This window comes from Sphingomonas sp. ABOLE (assembly GCF_003950455.1).
Lineage (GTDB): Bacteria > Pseudomonadota > Alphaproteobacteria > Sphingomonadales > Sphingomonadaceae > Sphingomonas > Sphingomonas trueperi.
The window spans coordinates 101,701-117,465 of sequence record NZ_QQWY01000001.1; the positions used below are offsets into that span (position 1 = coordinate 101,701).

Annotated in this window: 16 protein-coding genes and 1 tRNA gene; 7 read left to right on the forward strand and 10 right to left on the reverse strand. The window is 68.1% G+C overall.

Annotation, left to right across the window (positions count from 1 at the left end; translation table 11 throughout):
• Positions 1-84 precede the first annotated feature (84 nt).
• Entirely contained in the window at positions 85-702 is a 618-nt protein-coding gene (locus tag CA234_RS00500) for a response regulator (protein ID WP_125976015.1), read from the reverse strand.
• Positions 699-2,213: a PAS domain S-box protein gene (locus CA234_RS00505; RefSeq protein ID WP_164521668.1), complete on the reverse strand. Its 1,515-nt coding sequence runs from the start codon at positions 2,211-2,213 to the stop codon at positions 699-701. The genes CA234_RS00500 and CA234_RS00505 overlap by 4 nt, the downstream gene beginning before the upstream one ends.
• A gap of 294 nt (positions 2,214-2,507) precedes the next feature.
• Between CA234_RS00505 and CA234_RS00510 the strand changes: the two genes are divergently transcribed.
• The 5 genes from CA234_RS00510 (at position 2,508) to CA234_RS00530 (ending at position 7,918) form a co-directional block, all read left to right on the forward strand.
• Positions 2,508-3,398 (forward strand): ROK family protein, encoded by an 891-nt coding sequence (locus CA234_RS00510; protein WP_125976011.1) that lies wholly within the window; start codon positions 2,508-2,510, stop codon positions 3,396-3,398.
• A gap of 60 nt (positions 3,399-3,458) precedes the next feature.
• Positions 3,459-3,535 (forward strand) — tRNA-Pro (locus CA234_RS00515).
• 103 nt (positions 3,536-3,638) lie between these two features.
• Positions 3,639-4,205 carry an ATP-dependent protease subunit HslV gene (gene hslV / locus CA234_RS00520; RefSeq protein ID WP_126000622.1) on the forward strand — a complete coding sequence of 189 codons (567 nt, stop codon included), beginning with the start codon at positions 3,639-3,641 and terminating at the stop codon, positions 4,203-4,205.
• A 128-nt stretch (positions 4,206-4,333) separates the two neighbouring features.
• Complete coding sequence (hslU, locus tag CA234_RS00525; protein WP_019370201.1) at positions 4,334-5,626, forward strand: ATP-dependent protease ATPase subunit HslU; 1,293 nt, start codon at positions 4,334-4,336, stop codon at positions 5,624-5,626.
• A 174-nt stretch (positions 5,627-5,800) separates the two neighbouring features.
• The gene (locus CA234_RS00530; protein ID WP_126000623.1) at positions 5,801-7,918 is read left to right on the forward strand and encodes a S9 family peptidase; all 2,118 of its coding nucleotides are present in this window, start codon (positions 5,801-5,803) and stop codon (positions 7,916-7,918) included.
• Positions 7,919-7,937: 19 nt separating this feature from the next.
• Here CA234_RS00530 and CA234_RS00535 read toward each other — a convergent pair whose 3' ends face one another.
• The 5 genes from CA234_RS00535 to CA234_RS00555 all read right to left on the reverse strand — a co-directional run bounded on the left by CA234_RS00535 (position 7,938) and on the right by CA234_RS00555 (position 11,147).
• Positions 7,938-8,348 carry a hypothetical protein gene (locus CA234_RS00535; protein ID WP_126000624.1) on the reverse strand — a complete coding sequence of 137 codons (411 nt, stop codon included), beginning with the start codon at positions 8,346-8,348 and terminating at the stop codon, positions 7,938-7,940.
• Positions 8,349-8,375: 27 nt separating this feature from the next.
• Positions 8,376-9,110, reverse strand: a complete 735-nt coding sequence (gloB, locus tag CA234_RS00540) for a hydroxyacylglutathione hydrolase (protein WP_126000625.1) — start codon at positions 9,108-9,110, stop codon at positions 8,376-8,378.
• 4 nt (positions 9,111-9,114) lie between these two features.
• Positions 9,115-9,549 (reverse strand): VOC family protein, encoded by a 435-nt coding sequence (locus tag CA234_RS00545; RefSeq protein ID WP_126000626.1) that lies wholly within the window; start codon positions 9,547-9,549, stop codon positions 9,115-9,117.
• A 63-nt stretch (positions 9,550-9,612) separates the two neighbouring features.
• Complete coding sequence (locus tag CA234_RS00550; protein WP_125975999.1) at positions 9,613-10,446, reverse strand: hypothetical protein; 834 nt, start codon at positions 10,444-10,446, stop codon at positions 9,613-9,615.
• Complete coding sequence (locus CA234_RS00555) at positions 10,422-11,147, reverse strand: alpha/beta hydrolase (protein ID WP_126000627.1); 726 nt, start codon at positions 11,145-11,147, stop codon at positions 10,422-10,424. The genes CA234_RS00550 and CA234_RS00555 overlap by 25 nt, the downstream gene beginning before the upstream one ends.
• A gap of 106 nt (positions 11,148-11,253) precedes the next feature.
• On the opposite strand from CA234_RS00555, the gene CA234_RS25120 reads away from it, so the two are divergent.
• The gene (locus CA234_RS25120) at positions 11,254-11,388 is read left to right on the forward strand and encodes a hypothetical protein (protein ID WP_277600107.1); all 135 of its coding nucleotides are present in this window, start codon (positions 11,254-11,256) and stop codon (positions 11,386-11,388) included.
• Here the strand turns inward: CA234_RS25120 and CA234_RS00560 are convergent.
• From CA234_RS00560 to CA234_RS00570, 3 genes are read right to left on the reverse strand one after another with little or no spacing between them, the layout of a single operon-like run.
• Positions 11,385-12,440, reverse strand: a complete 1,056-nt coding sequence (locus CA234_RS00560; protein WP_126000628.1) for a M48 family metallopeptidase — start codon at positions 12,438-12,440, stop codon at positions 11,385-11,387. The two genes, CA234_RS25120 and CA234_RS00560, sit on opposite strands and share 4 nt — an antisense overlap.
• A gap of 13 nt (positions 12,441-12,453) precedes the next feature.
• Positions 12,454-13,551, reverse strand: a complete 1,098-nt coding sequence (locus CA234_RS00565; protein ID WP_126000629.1) for a YjgN family protein — start codon at positions 13,549-13,551, stop codon at positions 12,454-12,456.
• Between the two features lie 56 nt (positions 13,552-13,607).
• The gene (locus CA234_RS00570; protein WP_126000630.1) at positions 13,608-14,498 is read right to left on the reverse strand and encodes a neutral zinc metallopeptidase; all 891 of its coding nucleotides are present in this window, start codon (positions 14,496-14,498) and stop codon (positions 13,608-13,610) included.
• A 114-nt stretch (positions 14,499-14,612) separates the two neighbouring features.
• Between CA234_RS00570 and CA234_RS00575 the strand changes: the two genes are divergently transcribed.
• Positions 14,613-15,761, forward strand: coding sequence for a patatin-like phospholipase family protein (locus tag CA234_RS00575; RefSeq protein ID WP_125975989.1), 1,149 nt, complete (start codon positions 14,613-14,615; stop codon positions 15,759-15,761).
• The last annotated feature ends 4 nt before the right edge of the window (positions 15,762-15,765 follow it).

Genomic DNA, 15,765 nt, shown 5'->3' on the forward strand with positions numbered 1-15,765 from the left:
CGGCCAGCAAACCCATCGACCATACACGCGGCGGCGCATCTTGCCAGCCGCTTGCGTTGACCGGGGTGGGACAGGCGTGCTGCCCTAGTCGTCGTCCAGCCCGACGGCGAAGGCGAGCCGCAGCGCTTCGGACAGGCTGCGCGCCTCCAGCTTGGCCATGGCGTTGGCGCGGTGGACCTCTACCGTGCGCGGCGAGATGCCCAGGTCATAGGCGATGGTCTTGTTGGGATGCCCGCGCACCAGCCCGCGCAGCACGTCCTTCTCGCGCGGGGAGAGCAAGGCGATGCGCCGCTCGGCCTCCGCGCGGCTGGCAAGCGCGGCATCGCCCTCCTCCAGCCGCTCAAAGCCGCGTTCGAGGGCTTCGACCAATGCATCCTTCTCGAACGGCTTTTCGAGAAAGTCGATCGCGCCGCCCTTCATCGCCGCCACTGCGGTGCCGACATCGCCGTGGCCGGTCAGCACGATCACCGGCAGCTTGACGCCGCGCCTGGCAAGTTCCGCCTGGACCTCGATCCCGTCCATCTCTGGCATGCGTACGTCGAGCAGGATGCAGCCGGGCTTGGCGCCGCCCACCCTGCCCAGGAAATCGACGCCCGAGCCATAGGTGTCGACGTCATAGCCCGAGGTGCGCAGCATGAAGCTCGTCGAACGGCGGACCGATTCCTCGTCGTCGACCAGGTGGATGCGCTTGCGGTCGCTCATGCGGGTTCCTCGTGTGCGGACATCAGGGTGAAGTTGAAGATGGTGCCCCCTTCGTCGCGCGGCTCGGCCCAGATGCGGCCGCCATGCGCCTCGACGATGGTGCGGCAGATCGAGAGGCCGAGGCCCATGCCGCGCTCCTTGGTGGTGGCGAAGGCCTGGAACAGCCGCGGCGCCTGTTCGGGCACGATGCCGGGGCCGGTATCGGCCACCCAGACGCGGACCAGGTTGCGCGGGGCGACCTCCGATCCGATGGTGATCTCGCGCACCGGGCTCTCCGCCATTGCCTCGATCGCGTTGCGGATCAGGTTGACCAGCACCTGCTGGATCTGCACCCGGTCGCACAGCACCGCGGTGGCGCGCGGATCGAGCGCGTAGAAGGCGCGCACGCCCAGCTCGCGCGACCCGGTGAGCGCCAGCCGGCTGGCCTCGTCGATCAGCCGCGGCAGGTCGACCAGCCCCATGTCCGCCTCGCCGCGCGCGACGAACTCGCGCAGCCGCCGGACGATGTTGCCCGCCCGCAGCGCCTCCTTGACCGATTCTGCCATCGCTTCCTGGATCATCGCCTGATCCTCGGGATCATCGCTGTCGCGCGCCATCAGGTTGCGCCCGGCTTCGAGATAATTGGCGATGGCGGTCAGTGGCTGGTTGAGCTCGTGCGCGAGTGTCGAGGCCATGGTGCCCATCGCCGAGAGCCGCGAGACGTGGATCAGCTCGGACTGAAGCTCCTTGAGGCGGAGCTGGGAGCGCTGCTCGTCGGTCAGATCGCGGATGAAGCCGGTGAAGATCCGCTGCCCCTCGCTGCTCGCCTCGCCGACCTGCAATTCCATCGGGAAATCGGTGCCGTCGCGCCGCTGGCCGACGACGATGCGGCCGATGCCGATCACCCGGCGCTCGCCGGTGGTGAGGTAGCGGGCGAGATAGGAGTCGTGCAGCTGCGCGTCGGGGGCGGGCATCAGCATGCTGACGTTGCGGCCGATCACCTCCGCTTCCGTCCAGCCGAACAGCCGCTCGGCAGCGGCGCTGAACGAGAGCATGGTGCCCTGGGCATCGATCACCACCATCGCCGAGGGCACGGTGGCGAGGATCGAGCGCAGGTGGAGCGCGCTGCCGGCGAGCGCGGTCTGCGAGGCCTTGTGATCGGTGATGTCGCGGAACACCTCGGCATAGCCGTGCAAGCGGCCGTCGGCGTCGACGAGCGCGGAGAGCTGGATTTCCGCCAGATATTCACTGCCGTCGCGGCGGACGCGCCAGCCTTCCTCGATCAGCCGGCCGGCGGCGCGGGCGCGTTCCAGGTCGCGCGCGGGCTTGGCGGCCTTGGCTTCTGCCGGGGGGTAATGGAGCGCGACGTCGGCGCCTGTAAGGTCGGCAGGCGTCCAGCCGTCGAGCAGCTCGACGCCGCGGCTCCAGCTGGCGATCCGGCCGTCGACGTCGAGCAGCAGCACGCCGCGATCCGTCGACGCCTCGAACAGAAGCGCCATCGCCGTGGGATCGTGGGCGGGCCTATCTGTCATAAACTCCGATGCTTGTGCGCAATCCTTTCCATACATACGCACCTCCCGGCAGGAAACTAGAATTTGACCGTCGTCAAAGTAAAGGCCGGGTAAATACGGGATATTTCCGCTCTTCTTGATGGAGGCGGAAATGCTCGACGTCATTGGCAGCAACTATCTGTACATGGTGATGGGAGCGATGGGCGTTTTCACGCTCGCGCTCGCGTTTGTCACCCTCAGCGAGTATATGCATCCGCGCGATCGGTGAGCGCAGACGGGCTTCCCCCGCGCGGCGCGGGGCGCTAGCGCGGTTGCATGACTGCGAACCTTTCGATTGCCGGCCTCGAACTGGGCGGCACCAAATGCGTCGCCACTTTGGGCAGCGGCCCGGGCGACGTGCGCGAACAGCATGTTGTGCCGACCACCGATCCGGCGACCACGCTCGCCGGACTCGAAGCGGTGCTCGATAGCTGGTCCTTCGACGCGATTGGCATCGCCAGCTTCGGGCCGATCGAACTCAACCCGGCGCGGCCCAATTTCGGCTCGATCATCGCGACGACCAAGCCCGGCTGGAACGACACCGATCTTACGCGGCGCCTCTCCGCGCGCTACGGCAAGCCGCTGGCGATCCAGACCGATGTCAACGGTGCGGCGCTGGCGGAGGCGCGCTGGGGTGCTTCGGCGGGGCTTTCGACCCACGCGTACATCACCATCGGCACCGGGGTGGGCGTGGGGCTGGTCGCCAATGGCCGGCCGATCATGGGCTATGCGCATGGCGAGGCGGGGCATATGCGCTCGGCCCGCGCGCCCGGCGACACGTTCCAGGGCTGGTGTCCGTACCATGGCGATTGTGCCGAGGGGCTGCTCTCCGGCCCGGCGCTGGCCGCCCGATTCGGCCGGCCGGGGCAGGACGTCGCCGACGACGCGCCCGAATGGGACTATTTCGCGCATGACCTGGCGGCGCTGCTCCACAACCTGATCGTCAGCCTCGCGCCCGAGCGGATCGCGATCGGCGGCGGGGTGATGACCCGGCGGCCGCAGCTGTTCGGCGCGGTGCGGGCGAAAGTGGCGGCAAGCATCAACGGCTATGGCGCGCTGGCGGGCTACTCCGCCGAGCTCGACGAGCGGGTCGGTCCGCCGGGGCTGGGCGACATGGCGGGGCCGCTCGGCGCGATCGCGATGGGGCTGGAAGCGCTGGATCGCTGAGCTTGCGCGCTTTGGGGGTTGCGTCCCGCCCCCAAGCGGCATACAGGGCGCACCCTCGGTCGGGGCGTAGCGCAGCCTGGTAGCGCATCACACTGGGGGTGTGGGGGTCGCAGGTTCGAATCCTGTCGCCCCGACCAAGCCACACCCAAGCAATCACGAAATCGCCGGATCGTTGCGCTTGCGCGGCCTTAGGGGAACTCCCCCTTTGCACGCCCGCACCCGCCACCCATATGCGCGTCCATGAGTGACAAGAACGCTGCGTGGCACGGCACGACGATCCTCTCCGTGCGCAAATCGGGAAAAGTGGTGATTGCGGGCGACGGCCAGGTTTCGGCCGGCAACACCGTGATGAAGCCTAATGCGCGGAAAGTGCGTCCGCTGGGCGACGGCAAGGTGATCGCGGGCTTTGCCGGTGCCACCGCCGATGCCTTCACCCTGTTCGAGCGGCTCGAGGCCAAGCTGGAGCGGCACCACGGCCAGCTGCTGCGCGCGGCGGTGGAGCTCGCCAAGGACTGGCGGACCGACAAATATCTCCGCAACCTGGAGGCGATGCTGCTCGTCGCCGACAAGGACGTCACGCTGGTGGTCACCGGCAATGGCGACGTGCTCGAGCCCGAGGCGCACGAGCATGGCACCGTCGCGGCGATCGGCTCGGGCGGCAATTTCGCGCTGTCCGCGGCGCGCGCGCTGATCGAGTACGAGCCCGATGCCGAAGTGGTCGCGCGCAAGGCGATGGCGATCGCCGGCGAGCTGTGCGTCTACACCAACGACCGGCTGACCGTGGAGTCGCTGGACAGCGCGAACTGACTTCTTCTCCCCTCCCGCGTGCGGGAGGGGCCGGGGGTGGGCCCTCGCTCGCCTCCAAAGACATCGCTCGCGGATGGCGGGCGCCCACCCCTAGCTCCTCCCGCAAGCGGGAGGGGAACGAGTACAAAATGAACCAGAACCTCACCCCCAAGACGATCGTCGCCGCGCTCGACGCGCACATCATCGGCCAGAAGGACGCCAAGAAGGCCGTCGCCGTGGCCCTGCGCAACCGCTGGCGCCGGCAGCAGCTCAGCGCGGATCTGCGCGACGAGGTGACGCCGAAGAACATCCTGATGATCGGGCCCACCGGCTGCGGCAAGACCGAGATCAGCCGTCGCCTCGCCAAGCTCGCCGATGCGCCCTTCGTGAAGGTGGAGGCGACCAAGTTCACCGAGGTCGGCTATGTCGGCCGCGACGTCGAGCAGATCGCCCGCGATCTGGTCGAGGAAGCGATCCGACTCGAGAAGGAGCGTCGCCGTTCCGCGGTGAAGGACAAGGCCGAGGAGGCGGCGATGGGCCGGCTGCTGGATGCGCTGACCGGCAAGGATTCGAGCACCGCGACTCGCGAGGCGTTCAAGCAGCGCTTCAACGAAGGGCTGCTCGACAACACCGAAGTCGAGATCGAGGTCGAGCAGGCGCCGCAGATGCCGTTCGACATCCCCGGCGGCGCGCCGCAGATGATCAACCTGTCGGAGATGATGAAGGGCCTGACCGGCACGCCGCTCAAGCGCCGCAAGCTCAATGTCCGCTCCGCCTGGGAGAAGCTCGTCGAGGAAGAGGCCGACAAGCGCCTCGACCAGGACGAGGTCAGCCGGGTGGCGCTGGCGGACGCCGAGGCGAACGGGATCGTCTTCCTCGACGAGATCGACAAGATAGCCGTGTCCGACGTGCGCGGCGGATCGGTGAGCCGCGAGGGCGTGCAGCGCGACCTGCTGCCGCTGATCGAGGGCACCACGGTGGCGACCAAATACGGCCCGATGAAGACGGACCATATCCTGTTCATCGCCTCCGGCGCGTTCCACGTCGCCAAGCCCAGCGACCTGCTGCCCGAGCTGCAGGGCCGCCTGCCGATCCGGGTGGAGCTCAAGGCGCTGACCGAGGAGGATTTCGTCGCGATCCTCTCCGACACCAAGGCGAGCCTGGTGCGGCAATATGCCGCGCTGCTCGGCACCGAGGGCGTCTCGATCGACTTTACCGAGGACGGCATCCGAGCGGTCGCGAAGATCGCCGCCGAGGTGAATGCCGAGGTGGAGAATATCGGCGCCCGCAGGCTGCAGACGGTGATGGAGAAGCTGCTCGAGGAAGTCAGCTTCGAGGCCGAGGACCGCAGCGGCAGCGCCGTGGTCATCGACGCGGCCTATGTCGACAAGCAGCTGGCCAGCGTGGCGCGGAACACGGATCTGAGCCGCTACGTGCTGTAAACGGACGTAAGCCCCTCCCCTTTAGGGGAGGGGTTTGGGGTGGGGCAGTGTCTCACCGAGACTAAGTTCCGTTCTGGAATCCCTCCACCCCCAACCCCTCCTCCAAGGAGGAGGGGCTTGCAGTAGTGTAGCGTTCTGGCAGGTTCTCCCATCGACTTGATCCCGGGGGACTCCATGCACAAGCTCATCCTCGCCACGCTGCTGGCCGGCGCCGCCGCAGCGCCGCTCCTCGCCCAGACCGCCGCGCCTACGCCGCCGGTCGCCGCGAAGAAGCCCTACACCGTCAAGGCCCCCTTCGGCGCGACGCGCGAGGACCCCTATTACTGGCTCCGCGACGACACCCGGAAGAATCCCGAGATGCTCGCCTATCTCGCCGCCGAGAACGCCTATGCCGATGCGGTGCTGGCGCCGACCAAGCCGATGGCGGACACGCTGTACCGCGAGATCATCGGCCACATCAAACAGGACGACGCGAGCGTCCCCTACGCCAAGCACGGCTATTTCTATTATACCCGCTTCGATACCGGCGCCGACTATCCGGTGGTTGCGCGCCGCAAGGGCAGCATGGCGGCGCCCGAGCAGGTGCTGTTCGACCAGCCGGCGATGGCCAAGGGCAAGGGCTTCTTCCAGATCGGCAACTGGCGGGTAAGCCCCGACAACGCCCGCATCGCCTGGGCCGAGGACACCGTCGGCCGCCGGCAATATGTGCTGAAGGTGAAGGACATCGCCACGGGCACGCTGCTCGCCGACACGGTGCCCAATATCGAGGCCGGGCTGGTGTGGTCGGCGGACGGCAAGACGATCTTCTATGTCGAGAAGGACCCGGTCACGCTGCTCGGCACGCGGGTGAAGGCGCATGTGCTCGGCACCCCCGCCTCGGCCGACCGGCTCGTCTATACCGAGAAGGACGACACCTTCTACATGAGCATCGGCGCCACGACCGACGAGCGCTATATCTGCATCAACCTCCATTCGACCGTGAGCGACGAGCAGCGCTGCGCGCCGGCCGCCAATCCGGTTGCCTTCACGCCGGTCGCGCCGCGCGCGCGGGACTTCCTCTACAATGCCGATCACCTGGGCGGGCGCTGGATCATCCGCACCAACTGGCAGGCACCCAACTATCGGATCATGGTGGTGCCGGATGCGAAGGCCGCGGCGGGGCGCGCCGGCTGGGCCGATCTCGTGCCGACCAGCGACACGGTGTTCATCGAGAATTTCCAGCCCTTCGATCGCTTTCTCGCCATCGAGGAGCGCTCGGGCGGCAACAAGCGGCTGCGGATGCTGACCCCGGCCGGCAAGAGCAGCTTCGTGACCGCGGACGAGCCCGCCTATGTCATGGACCTCGGCACCAACGAGGACCCGGCCAGCCCGGTGCTGCGCTACACCTATGGCTCGCTGGTCACGCCGACCACCACCTACGAAGTCGATGCCGCGACCGGCAAACGGACGGTGCTGAAGGTGCAGCCGGTACCGGGCTATGACGCTTCCAGATATGTGACGGAGCGCGTCTGGGCCACGGCGCGCGACGGCACCAGGGTGCCGGTCAGCCTCGTCCATGCCAAGACCTTCCGGAAGAACGGCACGGCGGCGCTGTTCCAGTACGCTTATGGCAGCTACGGCTATTCGACCGATCCGAGCTTCAATCCGACGCTGCCGAGCATGCTGGATCGCGGCATGGTCTATGCCATCGCGCATATCCGCGGCGGGCAGGAAATGGGCCGCAAATGGTATGATGACGGCAAGATCTTCCACAAGAAGAACAGCTTCACCGACTTCGTCGACGTGACCCGCTTCCTGGTCGACCAGGGCTATGCCGCCAAGGGCCGGGTGGCGGCGATGGGCGGCAGCGCGGGCGGGCTGCTGATGGGCGCGGTCGCCAACATGGCGCCGCAGGACTATCGCGTGATCATCGCGCAGGTGCCGTTCGTCGACGTGGTGACGACGATGCTCGACACCTCGATCCCGCTGACCACCGGCGAGTTCGACGAATGGGGCAACCCCGCCGAGCAGCGCTATTACGATTATATGCTCAGCTACTCGCCCTACGACAATGTGACGGCGCAGGCCTATCCGTCGCTCTATGTCGGCACCGGCTTGTGGGACAGCCAGGTACAATATTACGAGCCGACCAAATGGGTGGCGAAGCTCCGCGCGACCAAGACCGACGCCAATCCGCTGGTCTTCCGCGTCAACATGGAGGCGGGCCATGGCGGCAAGTCCGGCCGGTTCGAGCGCTACAAGCAGAATGCGGAGTATCTCGCCTTCGCGCTGGACCAGCTGAAGGTGCAGTAAGCACGCGGGGGTGGGCTGCTCAGCCCCCCTTCGCCCGGGTATAGGGCGTGAACTTGCCCAGCCGGCAATAGCCGCTGGGGATGCTCATCCCCGGCGTCACCACCCGGAACTGGTCGTTGCGGCAGAGCTGGCTGCCGCGGATCTCGACGATCACCGTGCTCAGCGGCGCCAGCGACGGGCATTCGGAGGCGAGGTCGTTGCGATAGAGCCGCGCGCCCTGGCGATAGACCAGGGTGCGCGTATCGATGATCTGCGGGCCGTCGGTGAAGCCGGGGTTGATGCAGTCCTGCGGCTTGCCCGGCACCCGGTCGCCCAGCGCGCTGGCCAGTTCGCGCCGCGCCTGGGCGTCGCGCTGGGCCTGATAGTCGGCATTCTGGACGCAGCCGGCGAGCGTGAGCGCGCCGATGATAGTGGTGATGGCGAAGCGCATCGTCTCTCTCCTCGCCGGACCTACGACTCAGCCGGCAAAATTATCCTTCGCGGCGCGGCGTTCGGCGAGCATGCGCGCATCGGCGGCGCGGAGGAAGGGGTTGGTCACGCGTTCGGCGGCGATCGTGGTCGGCACGGTCGCCTCGCCGGCGGCGCGCAGCCGCTCCACCTCGGCCATGCGGTCGCGGATCGCGGCATTGTCCGGCTCCGCCACCAGCGCGTAGCGGCCGTTCGACAGCGTATATTCGTGCGCGCAATAGACGATGGTGTCGTCGGGCATCGCGGCGAAGCGCTGCATCGCCGTGAACATCTGCTCAGGCGTTCCCTCGAACAGCCGCCCGCAGCCCATCGCGAACAGCGTATCGCCGACGAACGCCAGGGCGTCTTCGGCAAAGTGGTAGGCGATGTGCCCGGCGGTGTGGGCCGGCACTTCCAGCACCGTCGCGACATGGCCGCCGATCGCCACCGTATCGCCCTCGGCGACCAGCCGATCGGCGGTGGGGATCTTCGCGGCCTCGGCGGCCGGCGCGATCACGGTACAACCGGTCGCCGCCTTGAGCGCGGCGTTGCCGCCGGTGTGATCGGGATGCCAGTGGGTGTTCCAGATCGCCGAGAGCTGCCAGCCCTGTTCGGCCAGCGCCGCCAGCACCGGCGCCGCGTCGCCCGGATCGACCACGATCGTCTCGCCCGACACGGGATCGTGGACGAGCCAGACATAATTATCGGTAAAGGCGGCGACGCGGACGATCTGGAGCGCGGTCATCGCCTCACCACTCGCCGGTGTTCGGCATCGACGCCCAGGGCTCCTGCGGGGGCAGGCTGCCCTTCTGGAGCAGCTCGATCGAAATCTTGTCGGGCGTGCGGACGAACGCCATGTGGCCGTCGCGCGGCGGGCGGTTGATCGTCACGCCGGCATCCTGCAGCCGCTGGCAGGTTGCGTAAATGTCGTCGACCTGGAAGGCGAGGTGCCCGAAGTTGCGGCCGCCGGTATAGTCTTCCGGATCCCAATTATGGGTCAGTTCCACCTCGGCGGTGCCGCGGCCGGTTGCCGGATCGATGTCCGCTTCGGTGGCGAGATAGATCAGCGTGAAGCGGCCCTTCTCGCTGGTGATGCGGTGGGTCTCCTTGAGGCCCAGCAGCTCGAAGAACTTGATCGAGGCGTCCGGGTCGGTGACGCGGATCATGGTGTGGAGGAACTTCACGGGGGCACTCCCTGGATTGGCGTTTCCCGCCAGATAGGGGCGCCCCGCGCTCGGTTCCACCCGCTACTTGGCCGGTGCGGCGTCGAACTGGGCGAGCGCGGCCCGGGCGGCGGTGGCTTGCGGGCTGCTCGGCGCGGCGGCGACGACCTTGTTCCACGCCGCCTTGGCGCCCGCTTCGTCGCCGCTCGCCGCCGCGATGTTGCCCGCCTCGATCTGGACCGCGGCGTCATCCCCGGCGCGCTTGACCGCCTCGGCGATGTCCTTCTGCGCACGCGGCAGGTCGTTCATTCGCCGCGCGAGCGTCGCCGAGAGCAGCCAGGCGAGCGGATCGTCGCCGGCCTTGGCAAGTGCGACGTCGATATCGGCACGTGCGCCGACATTCTCGCCGGAGGCGACAGCGGCGCGGGCGCGGTCGAGATAGGCCTCGCCCAGCGCCAGCCCCTTCAGCTGCCCGCTGGCCAGCGCGGCGTTGATCGCCGCGCGTGCCCTGGGCGGCTTCTTGGCGGCGAGCCAGGCATTGCCCGCCTGGGTCCAGTAGACCGCGGCACGGGCGCCGTCCTTCGCGGTCTCCGCCTCGCCTGCGGCCTCCTCGAACGCGGCCGCGGCCGAGTCCCAGCGGCCCTGGTTGGTATAGGCGACGGCGAGGCACTGCCGGGCGAACATGCCGCCCTTGTCGGTGCCCCATTTCACCGCCTCGTCGATCGCCGCGCCCGGATCGCCGGTGGCGAGATCCATGCACTTGGTGAAGCGCGGCGGCTCGCCCGCAGGCACCGGCGCGGCAGCCTTGGCGGCAGCGGCGCGGGCGCGCTCGGCATCGCGCAGCACCGGGCCGGCCTTGGGCGCGATGGCGGCGGGGGTCTGCTGCTGGGCGATCAGCAGGAGGAGGGGGAAGAGCATGCGATCAATACGTCCTCGGTGGCGCTAAGCAGCAGGCGGATGTCGGCGTCGCGCGACAGGCGGTGGTCACCGCCCTTGACCAGCGTCACCTGCACATCGTCTGAACGAAGCGTGTCGGCGAGCCGCAGCGCCAGTTCCCACGGCACCTCGGCGTCGCGCTGGCCCTGGAGCAGGCGCACCGGGCCGTCAAAGGCGATCGGCGCCTCCAGCACCAGGTTGGCCTCGCCCGAGGTCCAGAAGGGGAGGGTGGTGACCATCGGTTCGGGGCCATAGTCGCTCGGCTGTTCGAGCCGGCCCTCCTTGGCGAGCGTCGCCTTCTCGGCATCGGTGAAGCCCCAGCGGGTGAAATCGGGCGCGGCGGCGATGCCGACCATGCCCACGACGCGCCCGGGCCGCGCCTGCGCCACCAGCAGCATCAGCCAGCCGCCCATCGACGAGCCGACCAGCACCACCGGCCCTTCCACCACCGTGTCGATCATCCGCAGTGCGTCGTCGCGCCAGCTGGCCAGCGTCTGGTCTTCGAAGTCGCCCGGGCTTTCGCCGCAGCCGGCATAGTCGAAGCGGAGGAACGCCTGGCCGCGCGCCCGCGCCCATTCTTCCATCGCCAGCACCTTCGATCCCTGCATGTCGGAACGATAGCCGGGCAGGAAGACGATGGTGGGGGAGGCGCCTTGCGTGTGGTGATGGGCGAGCTTGATCATGGCGGCGGTGTAGCCGCTCGCGGCTTTCGCCGCCAGCGACGGAACCGATCACGGCCATCGGGATTGATCATAGGACATCGCATCCCGGAAGGAGCATCTAGGCGCCATGAGCAAAGTCGAGAAAGCCATCGCCCTGCCGGTCCGCCGGTTCGTCCCCAGCAGCCAGCTCGTCTTCGGCGCGGCGATTGTCGTGTCGGGCCTCTCGGTCCTCGCCGGCAAGCTGATCGCGGCGCTCGCCTAAGGGGCGGTCGCCGGGTTGTCGCCGCACATCGCGCGCAGCGCCTGCCATTGCTCGGGGCTGAGCGCGGGCTTGTACGCAGCGCCCGGTTTGGCGCTCGCCCGGAACGCCTGTTCGCGCGACGTCGATAGCGGGTGCGAGGACAGATAGGTCATCATCACCGCTGCATTGCCGGGCTGCGCGTCCTGCTCGGCCAGCCGTGCGAACAGCGCGGCCGTCGGCAGCGGGGAGATATTGGCGGCCTGCAGCCGCCCGATCGCATAACCGTCCGCCCCCGCCTCGGCCTTGCGCGAATAGCGGGCGTTGAGCAGCGCGTTGCCATAGCCGCTGACATTGCCGTCGAACCCGCCGAGCAGCAGCTGCAGGCCATATTGGCGGATCAGTGCCTCCATGCCGTCGCGGTGGGCGACATGGCCGAGCTCATGCGCGAGCACCCCCGCCACCTCGTCCGGCGACTTGGCGTTCTGGATCAGCCCGTCGAACAGCACCACCTGCCCGCCGGGAAAGGCGACGGCGTTGATCATCGGCGCATGGACGACGCGGATGGTCACGTCGCCATCCTGGCGCAGCCGCGCGCCGAGGGCTTTCAGTGCGGCGTCGCCCTGCGGGCTGGCGCAGGCATAGGTGCCCAGATTGCCGACGATCAGCCGGCCCATCCGCTGCTCCACCGATTGCGGCACCAGTCGCGCCAGTAGCGGCGGCAGCTTGAGCGTGAAGGCGACGACCAGCACCGCGAGGATGGCGAGCACGCCCGCCGAGCGCCACAGCCCGAACCGATCGATCCAGGCCCCGTAGCGTGCCGGCTTGGGCAACTGCACCGCGATTTCGGACGGCGGGAACTCGAGAAAGGTGATCCGCCAGCCCGGCCGACCCTTCAGGCCGAAGGCGCGCTCATGGTGCGAGGTGCCGTGCGGCTCCAGGTCGGCAAAGGCATAGGGGCCCGGATCGGCGCCGTCGCCCTGCAGCGTGAATCGCCGCTCGTCGGCGCTCGGCACGAGCACCGGCATGCGCCGTTCGCCGCTGCGGCCGTCATAATGCCAGACCCGGGTTTCCACCTGTTGCCCTCCCTCAGAACGCGCCCATGTCGAGGCTGTCGAACAGCCCCTCGCCCTGGCCGGGCGCGCGCGTGTCCGATTGCGTGAACTGCTCGAGATCCAGCGTACCATAAGCGCGCAGGTGGCGGATGAAGAACGCCCAGTTGCGATAGCCGATGAAGATCGAGCCGATGCCCAGCGTGCACACCACCAGGGCAACGGTGCCGAGCATCAGCTTCAGCCAGTCCTTGGTACGCGCGGTGAACTCGAACTCGAGGTGCCCGAGCGTCAGTGCGCCGATCGCCTGGCGAAAATAGGCGGCGTAGAAGGAAAGGCTGATCAGCCCGAACAGCGCCAGGAACAGCAGGTAGAACACGAAGAAGCCGACGATCAGGAACAGCGGGGGGGCGACGGGCCCAGGCGCCGTTTGCGGGGTCACACCGAACCACAGGCTGAGCGCCACGGCCACGATGCCGCCGATAACCAGCGCCACGGGCAGCAGGTAGAACAGCAGATAGCGCCGCATCAGCCCGTCCGAGCTGGCGCCGGAGCGAAACGGATAGGGCCCGAAGCTCATCGCGTTCCAGCGTTCGTTCCACAGCGTGACCAGCGCCCAGGGCACCAGCAGGCCGAACGCGGCGCTGCCCAGCATCATCCGCCAGAGATAGGAAAGACCGTAGCGAAACCCCTGGTCGTCGCTGCCGCCGCGGATGCCGTGCCAATAGGTGCGGCTCAGCCGGTAGCGCAGCGCGCGGAAGATCGCGACGCCGCCCAGCAGGAACAGGAACAGGTAGAGACCGAAGAAGAGCAGGCCGGCCGCAGCGGCGCCCTCGGGCGTGCCCCGCATCGCCAGCGCGCCGACCAGCAGGTTGAGCCCCGCTACCGGCACGAACACCAGCACCATCACGACGATATAGCCGAGCAGCAGTTCGCGCCCGGTGCCGGTCCATTCGAGTCGGTCGTCGATGAAGCGCGTCCGGCTCCACAGATACTGCCGGGTCCGCGTGCGGCCCCAGAAGTTGTAGATGCCGAGCGTTACGATGGTCAGCAGCAGGTTGGTGAACGCGATCGGCGCGTATTCGCGCCACGCGCCGTAAAACTCGAACGCACCGCGCTCGGCCTGTTCTTGCATGATGGTCCCCCTTGGCCGCCATCCAATAGCGGCCAAGGGTTGACGTCAAGTAACGATCAGAGCGCGCTGTTGAAGGTGTCGCACTGGCGCGGGTCGCCGGTCTCCATGCCGCGCTTGAGCCAGGCCATGCGCTGCGCCGAGGTGCCGTGGGTGAAGCTGTCCGGCACCACGTTACCTCGCGCCTCGCGCTGCAGCGTGTCGTCGCCGATCGCGTTGGCGGCGGTCATGCCTTCCTCGATGTCGCCGGGTTCCAGCCGGTCGCGGTTGCGCGCCGCCCAGACGCCGGCATAGCAGTCGGCCTGCAGTTCGAGCTTCACCGACAGGCGGTTGCCCTCGGTCTTCGAGGCGCGAGCCTGGGCCTGCGATACTTCGGTCGAGGTGCCGAGCAGGTCCTGGATATGGTGGCCCATCTCGTGCGCGATTACATAGTCGCGGGCGAAGTCGCCCTTGGCGCCGAAGCGGTTCTGCAGCTCGTCGAAAAAGGCGGTGTCGAGATACACGCCGTCGTCGCTCGGGCAATAGAAGGGGCCGACCGCCGAGGTCGCCGCGCCGCAGCCGGTATTGGCGCCGCCCTTGAAGAAGTTGATCGTCGCGGGCCTGTAGTCGCTGCGGCCCATTTCCTGGAAGATCTTGCCCCAGGTGTCGTCGGTGCTGCGCATCACCCGGCACGCTTCCAGCCGGCGCTCGTCGACGCGGCAGACCTGCTGGCCGGACTGGCCCGCGGTGGGCGAGCGGCCGCCGCCGCCGCCGCCGCTCTGCCCCAGCATGCCGCCGCCGCCGCCCAGCCCGAACATCACCAATGCGATGATGCCCACCAGCACGATGCCGCCGCAGCCCATGCCCCGGCCGAGGAACATCGGCAGCAGGCCGAGCAGCGGAAAGCCGCCGCCGCCGCCCGAGCCGAGATCGCGGGCATTGTCGGTAGGATCGAGATCGTCGAGCCGCATTGGGCCTCCCCTTGATTTGGTTGCCGTAACAATGCGCCAATCGTCTGCGCGTTGCACGTGCCGCTAGCAAGGTTCGTATTGCTCCGCAGCATGGGATGCGCCACATCGCACCGCATGGCCGATGCTGAGTCCCGCCCGCACCGTCGCCGCCATGCCGGACCCGGCATGCCGCTGCCGGATACCGTCGCGCTGGTGCTGCAGGGGGGCGGGGCGCTCGGCAGTTTCCAGGCCGGGGTCATCGAGGAACTCGCCACCGCCGCGATCGACGTGGACTGGGTGGCGGGCATTTCGATCGGCGCGGTCAATGCCGCGCTGTTCGCCGGCAATCCGCCCGAAAAACGGCTCGGCGCGATCCGCGCCTTCTGGGAGCAGGTGACCTCCGCACTGCCCGAATTCTCGCTGCCGATGAACGACCAGGCGCGCGAGATCAGCCATGAATGGGCCGCCGGCGCGGTGATGCTGGGCGGCGTTCCCGGTTTTTTCCGCCCGCGCCCGATCCCGCCCGCCTTCGCCGTGCCGGGTACGCCGGGCGCGCTGAGCTTCTACGATACCAGTCCCTTGCGCGAGACGCTGGACCGGCTGGTCGACTGGGACCTGCTGAACGACGGGCCGGTCCGGCTGTCGGTCGGCGCGGTCAATCTGCACAGCGGCAATTTCCGCTATTTCGATACGCGCGACGAACGCATCGATGCGCGGCACATCATGGCGTCTGGTGCGTTGCCGCCCGGGCTGCCGCCGGTCGAGATCGACGGTTGCTGGTATTGGGACGGGGGACTCGTCTCCAACACCCCGCTTACCCATGTCCTCGATCGGCAGGAGGCCGAGATGCTCGTCTTCCAGGTCGATCTGTTCCCCGCGGAAAACGAACTCCCGCGCACGATCATGGACGTGATGGGCCGCGAGAAGGAAATCCGTTTCTCCAGCCGCACCCGCGCCATTTCCGACGAACGGCTGCGGCTGCGCAAGGCGCGCGAGACGGTGCGGCGGCTGCTCGACAAGCTGCCCGAGCATGTCGCCGACGCGCCCGAGGTGCAGGCGGTGCGCGATCTGGTGACCGAATATCCGGTCAATGTCGTGCAGCTGATCTACCGCGCGAAGCTCTGGGAAGGCGGCTCGCGCGACTTCGAATTCTCCACACGGACGATGCACGAGCATTGGGAGGCCGGCCGTATCGCGGTCGCCGAAACCATGGCCAATTCGCGGCTCGTCGCGCAGAACATCCTCGACGGCAAGACTGCCGCTTTCGATCTCACCCAGCGTTAAAAGG

Bases quoted from the DNA above. Each gene is read 5' to 3' on its own strand.
- CA234_RS00500 (WP_125976015.1), bottom strand. From the start codon at position 702: ATGAGCGACCGCAAGCGCATCCACCTGGTCGACGACGAGGAATCGGTC.
- CA234_RS00505 (WP_164521668.1), bottom strand. From the start codon at position 2,213: ATGACAGATAGGCCCGCCCACGATCCCACGGCGATGGCGCTTCTGTTC.
- CA234_RS00510 (WP_125976011.1), top strand. From the start codon at position 2,508: ATGACTGCGAACCTTTCGATTGCCGGCCTCGAACTGGGCGGCACCAAA.
- hslV (WP_126000622.1), top strand. From the start codon at position 3,639: ATGAGTGACAAGAACGCTGCGTGGCACGGCACGACGATCCTCTCCGTG.
- hslU (WP_019370201.1), top strand. From the start codon at position 4,334: ATGAACCAGAACCTCACCCCCAAGACGATCGTCGCCGCGCTCGACGCG.
- CA234_RS00530 (WP_126000623.1), top strand. From the start codon at position 5,801: ATGCACAAGCTCATCCTCGCCACGCTGCTGGCCGGCGCCGCCGCAGCG.
- CA234_RS00535 (WP_126000624.1), bottom strand. From the start codon at position 8,348: ATGCGCTTCGCCATCACCACTATCATCGGCGCGCTCACGCTCGCCGGC.
- gloB (WP_126000625.1), bottom strand. From the start codon at position 9,110: ATGACCGCGCTCCAGATCGTCCGCGTCGCCGCCTTTACCGATAATTAT.
- CA234_RS00550 (WP_125975999.1), bottom strand. From the start codon at position 10,446: ATGCTCTTCCCCCTCCTCCTGCTGATCGCCCAGCAGCAGACCCCCGCC.
- CA234_RS00555 (WP_126000627.1), bottom strand. From the start codon at position 11,147: ATGATCAAGCTCGCCCATCACCACACGCAAGGCGCCTCCCCCACCATC.
- CA234_RS25120 (WP_277600107.1), top strand. From the start codon at position 11,254: ATGAGCAAAGTCGAGAAAGCCATCGCCCTGCCGGTCCGCCGGTTCGTC.
- CA234_RS00565 (WP_126000629.1), bottom strand. From the start codon at position 13,551: ATGCAAGAACAGGCCGAGCGCGGTGCGTTCGAGTTTTACGGCGCGTGG.
- CA234_RS00570 (WP_126000630.1), bottom strand. From the start codon at position 14,498: ATGCGGCTCGACGATCTCGATCCTACCGACAATGCCCGCGATCTCGGC.
- CA234_RS00575 (WP_125975989.1), top strand. From the start codon at position 14,613: ATGGCCGATGCTGAGTCCCGCCCGCACCGTCGCCGCCATGCCGGACCC.